Here is a 16,495-nt window from a genome sequence, read left to right as displayed (position 1 = left end):
GCTTAAGCCTTCTTCCGCGGCTTGCCGCCCTTGGTCTCCGCATCGCCGAACAGCAGGGTACGGGCCGCCTTCGCGACGTCCGGCTGCCGCATCAGGCTCTCGCCGACCAGCACCACGCCGAGGCCGTTGTCCCGGAGACGCACCACGTCGGCATGGTCGCCGATCCCGCTCTCGGCCACGGCGATGCGATCGGCCGGTATGCCCGGCGCGAGCCCGATCGCGGTCTCGAACGACACCTCGAAGGTCTTGAGATTGCGGTTGTTGATGCCGATCAGGGCCGTACCGAGGGGGATCGCCCGGGTCAGCTCGGCCGCGTCATGCACCTCGACCAGGACATCCATGCCGAGGAGCTTCGCCGTCTCCACCAGGGCCACGGCCTCGTCGTCGTCGAGGCAGGCCATGATGACCAGAATGCAGTCGGCGCCCCAGGCCCGCGCTTCGTAGACCTGATAGGGCTCGAACAGGAAGTCCTTGCGCAGCACCGGAAGCCCGCAGGCTTCGCGCGCCGCCGTCAGGTATTCGGGCCGGCCCTGGAACGAGGGCTCGTCGGTGAGCACCGACAGGCAGGTCGCGCCGCCGGCCTCGTAGGCGGCGGCCAGGGTAGCCGGATCGAAATCGGCGCGGATCAGGCCCTTGGAAGGCGAGGCCTTCTTCACCTCGGCGATGAGCGCCGGGCGGTCCTCGGCGAGGTGGGCGCGGATCGCCGCCGCGAAACCGCGCACCGGCTCCGCCTGCGCGACCCGCCGTTCCAGCTTGGCGAGCGGCACGCGCAGCTTCGCTTCGGCGATCTCGCGGCGCTTGTAGGCCTCGATCCGCGCGAGGACGTTCGGCCGCTCGGGCGGCGTCTCGGCGCCGGTCTGCTGGGTCGCGTCGTGCGTCAGCGAGCTCATCGGCCCTCCTCCCCGTTGGAGTGGTCGTTCGAAGCCCGGACAAGGCGGGCGAGCGTCGCCCGGGCCGCCCCGGAATCGACGGCATCCTGCGCCCGCGCGACGCCGTCCGCCAGGGCCTGCGCGGCACCCGCGACGACGAGGGCAGCCCCCGCATTGAGAACCGCGATATCCCGGTAGGCGTTGCGGGCGCCGGCCAGGACGGCCTCGAGCGCCCGGGCATTGTCGGCCGGATCGCCGCCGCGCAGTTCCTCGGGGGCGCGCAGCGCCAGCCCGAATTCCCGCGGGTCGATGGTGAAGCGAGACAGCCTGCCGTGATCGAGGGCCACCACCCGCGTCGGACCCGTGACGGTGATCTCGTCGAGCCCGTCGGACCCGTGGACGGTCCAGACCCGGCGGCTGCCGAGTTCCGAAAGGACGCGCGTCAGCGGCTCGGCCAGCGCCTCCTGGGCGACGCCGAAGAGCTGATAGCCGACGCCGGCCGGGTTGCTGAGCGGGCCCAGCAGATTGAAGATCGTCCGGACAGGCAGTTCGGAGCGAACCGCCGCCACGTGTCGCATCGCCGGGTGATGGGCCTGGGCGAACAGGAAGCAAAGGCCGGCCTCGTCGAGGCAGCGCACCTGCCCGGCCGGATCGAGGCCCAGACGGACGCCCAAAGCCGCGAGCACGTCGGCCGCGCCCGACCGTGAGGTCGCGGCGCGATTCCCGTGCTTGGCCACCGGCACGCCGCAAGCGGCCACCACGATGGCAGCCAGCGTCGAGACGTTGACGCTGCCGGAATGGTCGCCGCCGGTGCCGACGACGTCGATAGCGTTCGCCGGCGCCGCGACACGCGTCATGCGTTGCCGCATGGCCTCGGCGGCGCCGACGATCTCGTCGACGGTCTCGCCGCGCACCTTGAGGGCGGTGAGGAAGGCGCCGGCCTGGACCGGCGTCACCTCGCCCGACAACAGGTCGTCGAAGGCGGCACGGGCCTCGGCACGGTCGAGGGCGAGGCCCCCGGCGACCTTCGCGAGATGGGGTCTGAAACGATCCATGGCTTCTGACGGAGGGCCGCCCCGGCCTCCCGGCGTCAATGCACGTCGGCACGCGTCCTGTCACGCGCCGTATTCCAGGCCGTGGCAAGATCGAGGAAGTTCTTCACGATCTCCGTGCCGTGCTGCGACCGGATGCTCTCGGGATGGAACTGGACGCCATGGAGCGGACGCTCGGCATGCTCGAGCCCCATGATCAGGCCGTCCGCCTCCGCGGTGACCCGCAACGCGGCCGGGCAGGTCGCACGATCGACCACGAGGGAGTGGTAGCGGGTCGCCTCGAAGCTGTCGTTCAGGCCGCGGAACAGGCCGCGGGCGCCGTGCCGGATCGTCGATACCTTGCCGTGGAGCGGCAGGGGCGCCCGCACGACATCGCCGCCGAACGCTTGTCCGATGGCCTGGAGACCCAGGCACACGCCGAAAATCGGGATCTCCGCGGACAGATCACGGACCACGTCGAGGCAGATACCCGCCTCCGTGGGCGTGCATGGCCCGGGCGACAGCACGATCGCGTCCGGCGCCCTGGCGCGGATGTCCGGAATCGTGAGCGCGTCGTTGCGCACGACATCGACGGTCCCGCAGAGCGGACCGATCAGGTGCACGAGATTCCAGGTGAAGGAATCGTAGTTGTCGATGACGAGGACGTTGGGCATCGCGGCGGCACGCTCGGGCATGCAGGCGATGTGACCGCTCGCATCGGCGCGGTCAACCATCCCCGTCGTTCGGCAATCGGGTCGGGCGCGGAACCGGTTCGCGGCCCCGCCTACTGTCCCCGTTTCGCCTGCGCGGCGAACCGCACCGCCTCCTCGGCGGCGCGGAACAGCGCCTTGGCCTTGTTGACGCATTCCTGCTGCTCGGAGGCTGGATCCGAGTCGTACACGATCCCTGCCCCGGCCTGGACGTGCATCTGACCATCCTTCACCACCGCGGTGCGCAGGACGATGCAGGTGTCCATCTCGCCCCGGGCGCCGAAATAGCCGATGCAGCCCGCATACGGCCCGCGCTTCTCGCGCTCCAGCTCATCGATGATTTCCATGGCCCGCACCTTCGGCGCCCCCGAGACCGTCCCGGCCGGGAAGCCCGCCGCCAGCGCGTCGAGGGGATCGTGGCGTGGATCGAGGTCGCCCTCGACATTCGACACGATGTGCATGACCTGGCTGTAGCGCTCGATGAAGAACGAGTCGGTTACCCGGACGCTGCCGATCCGCGAGACCCGGCCGGCATCGTTGCGGCCGAGATCGAGCAGCATGAGGTGCTCGGCCCGCTCCTTCGGATCGGCAAGGAGTTCCTCGGCGAGCGCGGCATCCTCGGCCGGGGTTGCGCCGCGGCGGCGGGTTCCGGCGATCGGGCGAACCGTGACGGTCCCCTCGCGCACCCGGACGAGGATCTCCGGCGACGAGCAGACGATCTGGAACGTCTCGAAATCGAGATAGCACAGGAACGGCGCCGGATTCGTGCGCCGGAGGGAGCGGTACAGGCTGAAGGCCGGCAGGGTGAACGGCGCCGAGAAGCGCTGGGACAGCACCACCTGGAACACGTCGCCCGCGACGATGTACTCCTTGGCGCGCGCCACCATGGCGGCGAACGCGTCCGGCGACGTGTTGGAGACCGGCTCGGGATGGGCGACCGCCGTCAGGTCCACCCGCGCCTCGATCGGCAACGGACCTTCCAGGGCGGCGGCGACCCGGTCGAGACGCTGAAGCGCATCCTCATAGGCGGCCCGGGCCGTCGTCCCGGCCGTGGGCCTCACCGGCGACACGACGGTGATCAGGTCGCGGATGGAATCGAAAACCACCATGACCCGCGGACGCATCAGGATGGCGTCCGGCACGCCGAGGGGATCCGGGTTCCGCTCCGGCAGCCGCTCCATGGCGCGGACCATGTCGTAGCCGAGATAGCCGAATAGACCGGCCGCCATCGGCGGCAGATCCTGGCCGTCGACTTCTTCGCCGATGGCGCTCTCGGCGATCAGCGCCCGCAGGCTCGCCAGCGGTGCCCGGTCATCCGGCTCAAACCGGGTGAGGTCGGCACCGCGCGCGATCGCGGGCGCGCCATCCCGGCAGCGCCAGATCAGGTCCGGGTCGAGGCCGATCATGGAGTATCGGCCGCGCACGGCACCACCCTCGACCGATTCGAGGAGGAAGGCCGGACCGGAATGGCCGGCGCGCAGCTTGAGGAACGCCGCGACCGGCGTTTCCAGATCCGCGACGAGGCTGACCGCGACGAGGCTCGGCTGCCTGGCCTCGTAGCGCGCCGCGAAGGCCGCATAATCGGGCGCTTCGGCCATGCCTCAATACTCGCCGCCGATGGCGCGGCGCAGGGCCGCCGGATCGACCTTGACGCCCGCGTTCTTCTGAACCTCGCTGATGTACTGAGACAGGACGTCGTCGGCGAGGGCGGCCTGGAAGCTCTGCGTGATCTGCTTGTCGCTGGGGCTGTCGGCCACGAAGGCCGGAACCGTCGCCGCCGTGACCTTGAACACCGCGCGCGAATCTCCGGCCGCCGCCGTACCGGCCTTGCCGACCGGTGTCGCGAAGATCAGGTTCACGTCATCCGGCTTGAGCATGTCCTTGGCTTGATTGCGTGCGAGATCCTGCGCCTCCTGCAGGTTGACGCCGACCTCCTGCGCTGCGGCCTCCATGGTCTCGCCCTTGTTGATCTTCTCGACCAGCTCGCGGCCCTTGGCCTGAAGGCGCTTGGCGATCTCGGTCGCGGTCCAGCCGGCCTTCACGCCGTCCTTGACCTCATCGAGGGGCTTGTCGTGGGCGGCATCGATTCCGGTGACGTCGTACCAGACGTAGCCGCCGGTCTTGGTGCGCAGAGGCTCGTTGTCGCCGCCGATCTCGGCGCGGAACAGGGCCGGCACAGTGGTGTCCGGATCGGGGATGTCGGCGACCCGTTGCCCGTCCGGTCCCTTGCCGTTCACGTCCACGGCCTTGACGCTGACGATCTTGAGGCCGCGCTCCGCCGCGATGTCGGTGAGGGGCTTTGCACCGGCCCGCTGATCCTCGATCGCGTCGCGGGTGGTCTCCATCGCGTCGCGGGCGCGGGCCAGGGCGAGGCCCTTGCGGATCTCACCCTCCACGGCCTCGAAGGGCTTCACCGTCCCGGGCTCGATCTTGGTGACACGCAGCAACACCGTGCCGAAGCGGCCCTGGACGGGCTGGCTGACACCGCCCTCCGGCAGCGCGAAGGCCGCGTCGGCCACCGCCTTGTCGAACAGCTCGCTCTTCGTCAGCGTGCCGAGGGTCAGGTCCTTGTCGTCGGTGCCGCGCTCCGTCGCCACCGCCTCGAACGTCTTGGCGCCGTCGGTGATCGCCTTGCGGGCCGCCTCGGCGGCGGCCGGGTCGGGGAAGACGATCTGCTGGATGGTGCGTTTCTCGGGCGCGCCGTAACGATCCTTGTTGAGCGCGTAGGCGGCGCGGGCGTCGGCCTCGGTGATCGCGTCCGGCTTCGCCATCGCCTCGGGTTCGACCACGAGGAGGTTGACCGCGCGGAATTCCGGCGCCCGGAAACCGGACTTGTTGGCCTCGTACCAGGTCTTCAATTCGTCGTCGGTCGGCTCGGGGATCTGCCCGGCGACCGAGGGCGTCAGCATCAGGTAGGCGGCGGCACGGCGCTCGGTGGTGTAGCGGTGGACCGCCTCCCGCATGGCGACCGGCACATGCAGGTCCGACGACACCGCCTCGGCGAGTTGCAGACGGGCGATCACGGAGCGCTGCTCGCGCACGAACGTGCCCTCGTTCAGGCCCGCCCGCTGCAGGGTCTGGTAGAAGAGCTGAGGCTCGAACTGGCCCTGCGCGTTCTGGAAGCTCTTCTCCTCGTGGATCGCCTTGATCACCGCGGAATCCGGCACGACGAGGCCGAGATCGTGGGTCTTCTGATCGAGGGCGGCCTCGGTGATCAGCTGGGACATGACCTGCCGGTCGAGGCCGAGCATCCGCGCCTGATCGGGCGTGAGGGGACGCTTCAACTGCGTCTGATAGCGCTGCAGCTGGTTCTGATAGGCTTGGCGCACCTGCTCGGCGGTGATCGGCGTGCTGCCAACGGTCGCCACCTTGTTGCTCGCGCCGCCGCGGAAGAACTCCTCGACGCCGAAGATCCCGACGCCGGCAATCAGCAGCGTGAAGATGATCGTCAAGACGATCTTGCCGAGCCAGTGCTGGCTGGCGTTGCGGATGCCCTGAAGCATGGTCTGTGATCGAGTACCTTCGGCAGCCGTCCCGTCGCCGGGCCGGCGCTGTTCCTGAGAGCCGACCGCGATAGACCATTCGCGTCCACAGGCAAAGACTCGGGCGCTTCGACGTGTTTGCGCGCTCAAGCTCCCTCTGGTAGGCCCCGGCAACTTCGGGAAACGCCGCGGCGGAGCGAGGGCAGGAATGACGCAATCGGGGCGCAGGCCGCTTGTCGCCGGCAACTGGAAGATGAACGGGACCCGGGCATCCATCCAGGTGGTCGAAGCGATTCGCGACGGGCTCTCGCCCGACCTCGCGGCCCGCATCGACGTGCTGATCTGCCCGCCCGCGACGCTGATCGGCTCCTGCGTGGCGGCGGCCGCCGGCTCGCCCATCGCCATCGGCGGCCAGAACCTCCATGCCCGCCCCAGCGGCGCCTTCACCGGCTCGATCTCGGCCGAGATGCTCGCCGATCTCGGCGCGCAATACGTGATCGTCGGTCATTCCGAGCGTCGGGCCTACCACCACGAGACCGATGACGGCGTCCACGCCAAGGCGCTGGGTGCCCGGCGTGCCGGCTTGTGCGGCATCATCTGCGTCGGCGAGACCATCGAGGAGCGCGAGCAGGGCCGCGCCCTCGACATCGTCCGCGCGCAGCTCGCCATCGGCCTGCCGAAGGGCGCCACGGCGGCCGATACGGTGATCGCCTACGAGCCGGTCTGGGCGATCGGCTCGGGCCGGACACCGACGCCGCGCGACATCGCTGAAGTCCACGCATCCCTGCGCGAGATGCTCGACAAGCTCGTGGGCGACGAGGCGCACAAGATCCGCATCCTCTATGGCGGCTCGGTGAAGCCCGGAAATGCCCGCGAACTTCTGTCGGTGGACAACGTCGACGGCGCCCTGGTGGGCGGCGCGAGTCTCGTGGCCGCGGATTTCCTGGGGATCTGCGCCGCCTACGCCTGAGCGCGCCTCAGACGGTTCGATGCGCTCGCGGCGCTTGCCGTCGTCACGCGTTGCAAAGAGACTTCAGTCTTTGCAGGGCCTGAGTGGGGCGGCACCGGACTGCTCCGCCGGCGCGGGCGGAGCGGCGATCGCACGGAGGCGCTGTCAGATCTTGAAGGCCTGACGCGCGAGCAGCCGCCAGCGGCCCTGATCCCGGTGCCAGACCTGCATCACGCCGATATGCACCGGCGCCGTCTTGCCGCCCGAGACGACCTCGCCCGTGAAGACATGGCGGGCGACGGCGTCGTCGCCGACCACCGAGACGGAGCGGTCCGAAAGAGTGATGCTCGGGAAGGCCGAGCGCTTGCTGGTGAGCGTTTCGACGAACGCCGTCTTGTCCTGCACCTGACCGCTGGAATGTCCGTAGCTCAGACCGTCGAGGACCAGGGCGTCGAGGGCCGGCCCGTCCGCGGCCAGCAGGGCTTGGGTCAGAGCGTCGACGGCCTGCTCCACGGCGGCGGCGTCGGGCCCGGCGGCCGTGCCGGGGACGGCGCGGATCAGAACGGGCGCGGCGATGGCGGCAACGAGCGCCACCCGGCGTGACACGGACATGGTTGGCCTCCCGGACGGGGCGGCGCGTTCGGTCGGCCGCTCTCTCCCGTGCAGAAACCACGCGGCGCGGCCGAAGGCGAGGGGCGCCGCCGACAGCCGGCCGCGCGCGTCAGGTTGGCGGCGGGCGGCCGGTGGTGTATGCCGTCGCCCAATTCCGGCCGGTCCGCCCGCAAAGTCGCCCACGAGGCTTCCGCTGCACGCATGCGTGCCGGGGAGCATCGGAAGCGGCGGCGGGCTCCGGCCCTCGTGCGTTCGTCTCCCGGTGCCCGCTGCCGGCGCGCGGCGCTGAAGAAGATCCCGGAACACCGATGCAGACCGTCCTGATCGTCGTCCACCTCATCATCGTCCTCGCGCTGATCGGCGTCGTGCTGCTTCAGCGCTCCGAGGGCGGCCTCGGGCTCGGCGGCGGGGGCGGCGGCGGCGTCGCGGGGTTCATGACCGGCCGTGGCCAGGCCAACGCCCTGACCCGGGCCACGGCGATCCTGGCGGCCCTGTTCTTCACCACCAGCCTGGCGCTCGCCATCCTGTCGCATCGCTCCGCGGCGCCGAAATCGATCCTCGATACCGGCGCGCCGCAGACGTCGGGCCAGCCCGCCAAGCAGCCGACCGGCGCCGACAACCTGCTCGACACGCTCCGCCAGCAACAGGACCGGGTGCCCGCCACGGCGCCGGCCCAGCCGGCCGCGCCCGCCCAGCCGGCGGTCCCGGACGCGCCGCAATCCCGCTGACGGGCTGCGCCCGGAACGGCGCAGCGTCTCATTCCATCTCCGACGGGCCGGCACTCAGCCGGTCCGTGCCATGCGTTCCATGATCCCCAGCCCATGCGCGGGCCGGGGCACGGGTCGTTTGGCAAACGGCAGCAGCTTCTTTATGGACCGAGGCCCATGACGCGGTACGTTTTCATCACCGGCGGCGTGGTCTCCTCCCTCGGCAAGGGGCTCGCCTCCGCAGCCCTGGCGGCGGTGCTGCAGGCCCGCGGCTACCGGGTCCGGATGCGCAAGCTCGACCCCTATCTGAACGTCGATCCGGGCACGATGAGCCCGACTCAGCACGGCGAGGTGTTCGTCACCGACGACGGCGCCGAGACCGATCTCGACCTCGGGCATTACGAGCGTTTCACCGGGGTCCCGGCGAGCCGGGCCGACAACATCACCACGGGCCGGATCTACCAGGACATCATCGCCAAGGAACGCCGCGGCGACTATCTCGGCGCCACGATCCAGGTGATTCCGCACGTTACCAACGCGATCAAGGACTTCGTCCTCGACGGCAACGACGCGTTCGATTTCGTGCTCGTCGAGATCGGCGGCACCGTGGGCGACATCGAAGGGCTGCCGTTCTTCGAGGCGATCCGCCAGCTCGGCCAGGAACTGCCCCGCGGCACCTGCTGCTACGTCCACCTGACGCTCTTGCCCTACATCCCGTCCGCGGGCGAACTGAAGACCAAGCCGACGCAGCATTCCGTGAAGGAGCTGCGCTCCATCGGCATCCAGCCCGACATCCTGCTCTGCCGCTGCGACCGGGACATCCCGGTCGATGAGCGCCGCAAGCTCGCGCTGTTCTGCAACGTCCGCGAGACCGCGGTGATCGAGGCGCGGGACGTGGCGTCGATCTACGAGGTGCCGCTCTCCTACCGGACAGCCGGCCTCGATCGCGAGGTGCTCGGCCATTTCGGCCTGGAGCACGGCGAGGAGCCGGATCTTGGCCGCTGGCGGACGATCTCCGAGCGCGTGCGCAACCCCGAGGGCGAGGTCTCCATCGCCATCGTTGGCAAGTACACGGGGCTCAAAGACGCCTACAAGTCGCTGACTGAGGCGCTGACCCACGGTGGCATCAGCCATCGGGTCAAGGTCAACCTCGAATGGATCGAGGCCGAGGTGTTCGAGCGCGAGGATCCCGCGCCGTTCCTGGAGGGCCTGAACGGAATCCTGGTGCCGGGCGGGTTCGGCCAGCGCGGCGCCGAGGGCAAGATCCGCGCGGCCCGCTACGCCCGCGAGAAGCGCATCCCCTATCTCGGGATCTGCTTCGGGATGCAGATGGCCGTCATCGAGGCCGCCCGCTCGCTCGCGGGAATGCCGGACGCCAATTCCACGGAGTTCGGCGAGACGTCCGAGCCGGTGGTCGGCCTGCTCACCGAGTGGCTGCGCGGCAACGAGCTGGAGCGGCGGGCTGCGGCCGGCGATCTCGGCGGCACGATGCGGCTCGGCGCCTATGAGGCGAAGCTCGATCCCACATCCAAGATCGCCCAGATCTACGGGTCCGAGCAGATCTCGGAGCGCCACCGCCACCGCTACGAGGTCAACATGGCCTATCGCGAGCGGCTGGAGGCCAAGGGCCTGCGCTTCTCCGGCGTCTCCCCCGACGGCCTCCTCCCCGAGACCGTGGAGCATGTCGGGCACCCGTGGTTCATCGGCGTGCAGTTCCACCCGGAGCTGAAGTCGCGCCCCTTCGAGCCGCACCCGCTGTTCAAGGGCTTCGTCGGCGCCGCGATCGAACAGAGCCGGCTGGTCTGAGCCGCGGCGGCGCGCCGCTGCTCGCGCGGCGGGCCGGAGCCCTATATCCTCGGCATCGTGACCGAGATCCTCTTCTACCATATGCAGCGGCAGCCCCTGGAACGGGTGCTGCCGAGCCTCGTCGAGCGCTCGCTGGACCGCGGCTGGCAGGCCGCGATCCAGGCCGCCAGCGAGGAGCGCCTGCAGGCGCTGGACGACCACCTCTGGACCTATTCCGACGAGAGTTTCCTGCCGCACGGGACCGATCGCGAGCCCGACGCGGCGAGCCAGCCGGTGGTGCTGACACTTCGGGACGTGAACCCGAACGCGGCTTCGATCCGCTTCCTCGTCGAGGGCGCCGACCTGCCGCCCGATGCCGGCGCGTATGAGCGGATCTGTATCCTGTTCGACGGGACCGATCAGGACGCCCTTCTTAGGGCGCGCGAGCAGTGGAAGCAGGCCAAGGAGGCGGGCCACACGGTCGCCTACTGGCAGCAGGACGATTCCGGACGCTGGAACAAGAAGGCGTGATGGTGGCCCTCAACAGACGTCTCGCGCGCGCCGCGCTCGCCTTCGGCATGCTCATCGCCGTGCCCTCCGCCGGCTGGGCAGAGGAGGCGCCGCACGGACATCCGCCCGCGGAGAGCAAGCCGGCACCGCGCGGGCCGGACGGACGACGCCTGCCGCCGGATTCCGTCACGAAGCAGAGCGTCACGCTGCCTGATGGCAGGGTCCTCGACTTCACCGCCACGGCCGGCAGCCTGCCGCTCGTCGACGAGGCTGGCAAGCTGCAGGCCGAGATCGCCTTCGTGGCCTACACGGTGGCGTCCAAGGACGGCCAGGAGCGCCCGGTGACCTTCGCGGTCAATGGCGGCCCGGGCGCCGCGTCGGCCTACCTCAACATCGGGGCGATCGGCCCCTGGCGGCTGCCCGTCGGCGGCGACAGCATCAGCCCGTCGCAGCCGGTCACGCTCACGCCCAACGACGGGACGTGGCTCGGCTTCACCGATCTCGTCTTCATCGACCCCGTCGGCACCGGCTACAGCCGGGCCGCAGACGGCAACGGCAAGGCCTACTGGTCGATCGAGTCCGACGCCGCGACCCTCTCGGCAGCCATCGCCCGCTACCTGCGCAACAACGATCGTCTAGCGAGCCCGAAGTTCTTCGTCGGCGAGAGCTATGGCGGGTTCCGCGGCCCGCTGATCACGGAGAAGCTCCAGGAAGAGATCGGCGTCGGCCTGTCGGGGATGGTGCTGCTCTCGCCGGTGCTCGACTTCGGGTGGCTGGAGACCCCGCGGGCCAATCCCTGGAGCTACGTCCTGAAGTTGCCGTCGCTGGCGGCCGGCGCGCTGGAGCGGGCCGGGACGGTACCCACGCCGGCCTTGCTGGGGGATGCCGAGGCTTACGCATCCGGTGCCTATCTGGCGGATCTCCTGAAGGGGCCGAGCGATTCCGCGGCGGTTGCGCGGATGACCGAGAAGGTAGCCCCGCTCGTCGGGCTCGATCCCGCCCTGGTCCGCGCACAGGCGGCGCGCCTCTCGACCCGGAGTGTCCAGCGGGAGATCGATCGTGCCGAAGGTCGCGTGACGAGCGCCTACGACACCGGCATCACCGGCTGGGACCCGAATCCGGCCGCCGCGCAATCGAGCTTCGAGGATCCGCAGCTCACCGCGCTCCAGGCGCCGCTGACCAGCGCGATGCTCGATCTCTACGCGCGCACGCTAAAATGGCCTGTGGCCAACATGCGCTACGAGCTCCTGAACAATGCGGTCAATCGGGGCTGGAGTTGGGGCTCGGGACGACAGGCACCGGAGGTGCTCTCGAACCTTCAGGGGACCCTGGCCCTCGACGGGCACCTGCGTGTCCTCGTGGCGCACGGATTCACCGATCTCGTAACCCCGTATTTCGCCTCGAAGCTCCTGCTGGCGCAGGTCCCGGCCTACAGTGCCGGTCGCCTGAGCCTCGCAGTCTATCCTGGCGGCCACATGTTCTACACGCGGCCGGATTCCCGCGCCGCCTTCAAGGCGGATGTCGAACGGATGTACACGGACGCCCTGAAGGTCCGCGATGGCGGCTCGGCGCGTTCGGCCGGCGCACCCGCGGAACGTCTCAGAACCGCACCGTGACGTGTTCGTCCGGGATGCAGGCGGCAAGGTCGTCGCCGGTCGGATCGTGACCGGCGCGACCGATCAGACATCGTCGAAGGCGAGAGCTTCGGCCGGGTACTCCACCATGCTCCGGCGCTGAGCGTCGGTATTCTGCCACTCGCCGACCTTCATGTACCGGCCTTCGCGATCACGAACCTCGACCACTTTCCCGATCGTGGGAATCGACTGAAAGCCCTGCGGCCAATTGGACGCGAAGTAGAACACCTGCTCGACGCGCTCCGAAAGGTGGCAGATCGCCGGCCCGAAGGTTCCGAGCCCGAAGACGAGGTAGCGGCCGTTCACCAATGCGGCAACGTCGGAGATCAGCGATTCGCTCTGGATCTCCACGGGCAGGCCGCGCTGCGCCGCATAGGCCTCCACTTCTGCAATGACCGGGTTGAGACGGTTCTCGAAGACGAGCTTGACGGAACGGATGCGGCCCTCGGCCTGCAGCCGGTCGATGACCATCCGGTAGAAGGCGAAGGGCGGCTGCGGATAGTGCGGGTCGACCCAGGTGCTGAAGATGTCGCCCGACCGGATATGGATCAGGAGCTGATCGTCGGGCTTGGCCGCAAATGTCCGCGGCAGGCCGTTGAACAGGGGCCGGATTACATCCTGAACGATCGCGCGCGAGTCGATCGGGCCCTGCAGCGCCGTCACCCGCTCGAACTGCGTCGGATCGAAATACAGCCCTGACAGGAAGTAGCCGTCCGGCGGAAGCGACTCGTCCGGCGGAATGAACGTGATGCCGTCGCAGGTCAGCCTCTCGGTCAGAAAGATCACCTTGCTGCGGTCGACCTTCGGGACCTTGATGTATTTCAGGTTGAGCGCCTTCGCGATCGAGACCGCGATGATGTACTGCACGAGGCAATTGCCGAAGGCGCCGTTCTCGAACAGTGACAGGCCGACGAGGTTGCGGCTAGCCCGGCCAGGCGCGGCTTCGAGATTGTAGGTGACGTAGACGTTAGCGCCGGGCTTCTCGTTCAAGAGCGTGATGTCGAGCCCGAGCAGCGCCCGCAGGGCGATGAGGTCGATGGCGGCTTCATCGGCGCGGATGTCGACGCCTGCGACGAGCGCCGGATCCGGCACCGCGATCCGCACGAGACGCGCCCAGGCCCGCTCGTCGGCTCCGATGGCGGCCACGAGGGCGCCCGGCTTGGCGGTCCAGCCGACGATGTCGGGCGCGGACCACGTGACGCCGTCCTGCGAGACCTCGACGGCCACATCGCCGACCTCGGGCGCTACAGTATCCTGTACGGGTCGCAGCGCGACCGCGCGGATCGGAAAGCGACCGCCCAGATCGATCTCGAGCCAGGCGGTGTTTTCATCCTGTACGATCCGGGGGGCGCGGCCGGTCGCGAGATCGACGAGGACCGGGCTCGGATCGTCTGCGAGGGCCATCGGGTCTCCGAGAGCTGAGCGGAGGCGCCCATGCCGGGCCGGCCGGGCATCCGGTGCGGCGGTGCCCGCATCAGGGCGCGGACGTCAAGCCCGGCCACCCGCGAAGGGACGCACGGGAATCCGAACGGATCTGGCGCCGCTCCGTTGTGTCGTCGCCGGCATGCGTCTACAACGTGCCGGTGACGGTGCCCTGGCAACGGGGTGAAAAGGGAATGCGGTGAGGGGTTTCGCCCCGATTCCGCGGCTGCCCCCGCAACTGTGAGCGGCGAGCGCCTGCCAAGCGCCACCGGAGCGATCCGGGAAGGCGGTGGGCGCGCCGAGCCGCGAGCCAGGAGACCTGCCGTCGCAACAGGATCCCGCAATGCCGCCGGTGGGGCGGCTGGAGACACTCGACGATGACCGCTCAGACCCTCGCCCCCGTCGCCGCCGGTACCCGCTCGTCGGAGCGTCCGGTCGCCGTCGCGCTCGCGGCCATGCTGGGCCTCGGCCTGCTGTTCATGGCGGGTTTCTCGCCGGCGATCGCGTTCCACAACGCGGCGCACGACTTCCGCCATACCCAGAACTTCCCCTGTCACTGACGCCCTCGGCGCAGGGATGATCATTCGGCTTCTGTCGGCGGCCCTGGCCGCCGGCTTCTTCGCGGCTGCCGTTGTAACGGGCCTCGAACTCACGCTGACCTCGCCGCTGATCGTCGCGGCCGAGCGCTACGAGCAGCAGGAACCCTCGCATCAGGCCGCGAAGGCCCTTCCGATCGTGCTGGCCCATGCCGGGCATGACCATGCCGCACCCGACGCGGCACCGGAATGGCAGCCCGGCCCCGGCCTGCCGCGGATGGCCTTCACCGGTCTTGCGACCCTCGTCGGCGGCGTCGGCTACGCCCTGCTGCTCGGCGCGGTGATGATCGCCTGCGGCCGCGAGCCGACGCCGCAGGTCGGTCTCGCCTTCGCGGTGGCGGGCTTCGCCAGCGTCGCCCTTGCGCCGGGCCTCGGCCTGCCGCCGGAACTGCCCGGCAGCGCCGCTGCACCGCTGGCCGCGCGGCAGGCCTGGTGGGTGATGACCGCGGCGGCGACCGGAATGGGACTCTACCTGATCACGATCCGCCGTGCTCTGATCACGATCCTGGGTGGCCTCGTCCTGATCGTAACCCCCCACGTCGTCGGCGCCCCGCAGGCACCGGAGGGCGCGTCGGAGCTTCCGGCCGCACTGGCCGCACAGTTCGCCGCCCGGTCGCTGGCGATCAGCTTCGTCTTCTGGATCCTGATCGGGTTGGGGCTCGGCTGGGCGTGGCAGGCGTTTTCCCGCGACACGCAACGGGGAACGGCCCGTGCCTGAGACCGTCCTGTACGTCTGCACGACCTGCCGCCGTCCGGACGACGATCCGGATGGACCGCGCGCCGGAGCACGCCTTTTGGAGGCGCTTCAGGCCCGGAGCGCCGGCACGCCGAACCTGCGGGTCGAGGCGGTGGAATGCCTGTCGGTCTGCAAGCGGCCCTGCACCGTGGCGGTCGCCTCGGCCGACCGCTGGACCTACGTCTACGGCGACATGGATCCGGCCGCCTCGGCGGAGACCATCCTCGCCGGGCTCGCGGCCTATGCGGCGACCTCGGACGGCATCGTGCCCTGGCGCGAGCGTCCGGAGGCCTTCCGCAAGGGCGTGATCGCCCGCATCCCCCCGTTCCCTGAACCCCGCCCGCTCCCCGCCGGCACCCTGGAGGCCGCGGAATGACCATCGTAAACAAAATCCCCTGCACCATCGTCACGGGCTTCCTCGGAGCCGGCAAGACGACGCTGGTCCGCCACGTGGTCGAGAACGCCAGGGGGCGCCGCCTCGCCATCCTGGTCAACGAGTTCGGCGACGTCGGCTTCGACAAGTCCTTCCTCGCCGCCTGCGGGGTCGAAGGCTGCACCGAAGAAGCTATCGTCGAGCTGCCGAATGGCTGCATCTGCTGCACGGTCGCGGACGATTTCGTTCCGGCGCTGGAGACTCTCCTCGGCCGCGCCGAGCCGCCGGAGCACATCCTGATCGAGACCTCGGGCCTCGCGCTGCCGAAGCCGTTGGTTCAGGCGTTCCAGTGGCCGGCGATCCGCTCGAGGGTCACCGTCGACGGGGTCGTCGCAGTGGTCGACGGCCCGGCCGTCGCCGCCGGCGTCTTCGCGGACGATCCGGAGGCACTGGCCGCCCAACGGGCCGCGGACCAATCGGTCGATCACGACAATCCGCTGGAAGAGGTCTTCGAGGACCAACTCCTCTGCGCCGACCTCGTGGTCCTCAACAAGGCCGACCTCATCGATGCCCCGACCCGCGCTCGGGTGCGTGCCGAGGTGGAAGGCCACCTGCCCCGGGCCGTGAAGGTGGTTGAGACCGAGAATGGCGTCATCGACCCGCGGGTGCTGCTCGGCCTCGCGGCGGCCGCCGAGGACGATCTCGATTCCCGCCCGTCGCATCACGGCGAGGGCGAGGATCACGACCACGACGACTTCGAGACCGTGGCGCTGCCAGTCCGCCCCGCGATCACGGCGGGCGATCTGGCGGCCCGGGTCGAGAAGGCAGCCGAGATCCCGGGCGTCCTGCGGATCAAGGGTTTCGCCGAGGTCGAGGGCAAGGCGATGCGCCTTGTGGTGCAGGGGGTCGGCCGGCGCGTGGCCCACCATTTCGACCGGCCGTGGAAGTCCGGGGAGGCCCGGGACGGCAACCTCGTGGTGATCGGCCTCAAGGGGTTCGACCAGCGCGCCGTCGCTGCGGCCCTCGCGGGATGACGGCCGCCGCGCGCGCCTGCGCGGCTGACGGCGGCGCGCCGGTGC

General features: G+C 69.9%; 16 protein-coding genes and 1 riboswitch. Of the genes, 9 read left to right on the top strand and 7 right to left on the bottom strand.

Translation table 11 applies throughout. The features are described 5' to 3' along the window. Positions 1-2: 2 nt before the first annotated feature. The 5 genes from trpC to ABC766_RS23985 form a co-directional block, all read right to left on the bottom strand. Complete coding sequence (gene trpC / locus ABC766_RS24005) at positions 3-890, bottom strand: indole-3-glycerol phosphate synthase TrpC (protein WP_345819696.1); 888 nt, start codon at positions 888-890, stop codon at positions 3-5. After that, positions 887-1,924, bottom strand: a complete 1,038-nt coding sequence (gene trpD, locus ABC766_RS24000) for an anthranilate phosphoribosyltransferase (protein WP_345819695.1) — start codon at positions 1,922-1,924, stop codon at positions 887-889. The genes trpC and trpD overlap by 4 nt, the downstream gene beginning before the upstream one ends. Positions 1,925-1,959: 35 nt before the next feature. Continuing rightward, complete coding sequence (locus tag ABC766_RS23995; RefSeq protein ID WP_345822831.1) at positions 1,960-2,574, bottom strand: aminodeoxychorismate/anthranilate synthase component II; 615 nt, start codon at positions 2,572-2,574, stop codon at positions 1,960-1,962. A 110-nt stretch (positions 2,575-2,684) separates the two neighbouring features. Further along, positions 2,685-4,208, bottom strand: coding sequence for an anthranilate synthase component I (trpE, locus tag ABC766_RS23990; protein ID WP_345819694.1), 1,524 nt, complete (start codon positions 4,206-4,208; stop codon positions 2,685-2,687). A 3-nt stretch (positions 4,209-4,211) separates the two neighbouring features. Next, entirely contained in the window at positions 4,212-6,113 is a 1,902-nt protein-coding gene (locus ABC766_RS23985; RefSeq protein ID WP_345819693.1) for a peptidylprolyl isomerase, read from the bottom strand. 187 nt (positions 6,114-6,300) lie between these two features. Here ABC766_RS23985 and tpiA point away from each other — a divergent pair, with 187 nt between their 5' ends. After that, entirely contained in the window at positions 6,301-7,062 is a 762-nt protein-coding gene (gene tpiA / locus ABC766_RS23980; protein ID WP_043348827.1) for a triose-phosphate isomerase, read from the top strand. A gap of 144 nt (positions 7,063-7,206) precedes the next feature. Here tpiA and ABC766_RS23975 read toward each other — a convergent pair whose 3' ends face one another. After that, positions 7,207-7,653 carry a nuclear transport factor 2 family protein gene (locus ABC766_RS23975; protein WP_043378533.1) on the bottom strand — a complete coding sequence of 149 codons (447 nt, stop codon included), beginning with the start codon at positions 7,651-7,653 and terminating at the stop codon, positions 7,207-7,209. A gap of 308 nt (positions 7,654-7,961) precedes the next feature. On the opposite strand from ABC766_RS23975, the gene secG reads away from it, so the two are divergent. From secG to ABC766_RS23955, 4 genes are all read left to right on the top strand, one after another. Then, entirely contained in the window at positions 7,962-8,381 is a 420-nt protein-coding gene (gene secG, locus ABC766_RS23970) for a preprotein translocase subunit SecG (RefSeq protein WP_043348833.1), read from the top strand. 156 nt (positions 8,382-8,537) lie between these two features. Further along, positions 8,538-10,166 carry a CTP synthase gene (locus ABC766_RS23965; RefSeq protein WP_043348836.1) on the top strand — a complete coding sequence of 543 codons (1,629 nt, stop codon included), beginning with the start codon at positions 8,538-8,540 and terminating at the stop codon, positions 10,164-10,166. A gap of 57 nt (positions 10,167-10,223) precedes the next feature. Further along, entirely contained in the window at positions 10,224-10,676 is a 453-nt protein-coding gene (locus ABC766_RS23960; RefSeq protein WP_043758368.1) for a DNA polymerase III subunit chi, read from the top strand. Further along, the gene (locus ABC766_RS23955) at positions 10,676-12,271 is read left to right on the top strand and encodes a S10 family peptidase (protein ID WP_345819692.1); all 1,596 of its coding nucleotides are present in this window, start codon (positions 10,676-10,678) and stop codon (positions 12,269-12,271) included. Before ABC766_RS23960 ends, ABC766_RS23955 begins: the two co-directional genes overlap by 1 nt. Positions 12,272-12,334: 63 nt before the next feature. Here ABC766_RS23955 and ABC766_RS23950 read toward each other — a convergent pair whose 3' ends face one another. Further along, the gene (locus ABC766_RS23950; RefSeq protein ID WP_345819691.1) at positions 12,335-13,693 is read right to left on the bottom strand and encodes a discoidin domain-containing protein; all 1,359 of its coding nucleotides are present in this window, start codon (positions 13,691-13,693) and stop codon (positions 12,335-12,337) included. Positions 13,694-13,859: 166 nt separating this feature from the next. After that, positions 13,860-14,052, top strand: a riboswitch (cobalamin riboswitch). Between the two features lie 36 nt (positions 14,053-14,088). Here ABC766_RS23950 and ABC766_RS23945 point away from each other — a divergent pair. The 4 genes from ABC766_RS23945 to cobW are packed head-to-tail and all read left to right on the top strand — an operon-like array spanning position 14,089 to position 16,450. Then, positions 14,089-14,271 carry a CbtB domain-containing protein gene (locus tag ABC766_RS23945; protein WP_043348844.1) on the top strand — a complete coding sequence of 61 codons (183 nt, stop codon included), beginning with the start codon at positions 14,089-14,091 and terminating at the stop codon, positions 14,269-14,271. Positions 14,272-14,287: 16 nt separating this feature from the next. Continuing rightward, positions 14,288-15,025 carry a CbtA family protein gene (locus ABC766_RS23940; protein ID WP_345819689.1) on the top strand — a complete coding sequence of 246 codons (738 nt, stop codon included), beginning with the start codon at positions 14,288-14,290 and terminating at the stop codon, positions 15,023-15,025. Continuing rightward, positions 15,018-15,419, top strand: a complete 402-nt coding sequence (locus tag ABC766_RS23935) for a DUF1636 domain-containing protein (RefSeq protein WP_287089505.1) — start codon at positions 15,018-15,020, stop codon at positions 15,417-15,419. The genes ABC766_RS23940 and ABC766_RS23935 overlap by 8 nt, the downstream gene beginning before the upstream one ends. Next, positions 15,416-16,450, top strand: coding sequence for a cobalamin biosynthesis protein CobW (gene cobW, locus ABC766_RS23930; protein WP_043758374.1), 1,035 nt, complete (start codon positions 15,416-15,418; stop codon positions 16,448-16,450). Before ABC766_RS23935 ends, cobW begins: the two co-directional genes overlap by 4 nt. Positions 16,451-16,495: the final 45 nt, after the last annotated feature.

It is taken from the genome of Methylobacterium fujisawaense (assembly GCF_039619325.1).
Lineage (GTDB): Bacteria > Pseudomonadota > Alphaproteobacteria > Rhizobiales > Beijerinckiaceae > Methylobacterium > Methylobacterium fujisawaense.
The sequence above is the reverse complement of the archived record's forward strand: the minus strand, read 5'-3'. Positions and strand labels throughout refer to the sequence as shown.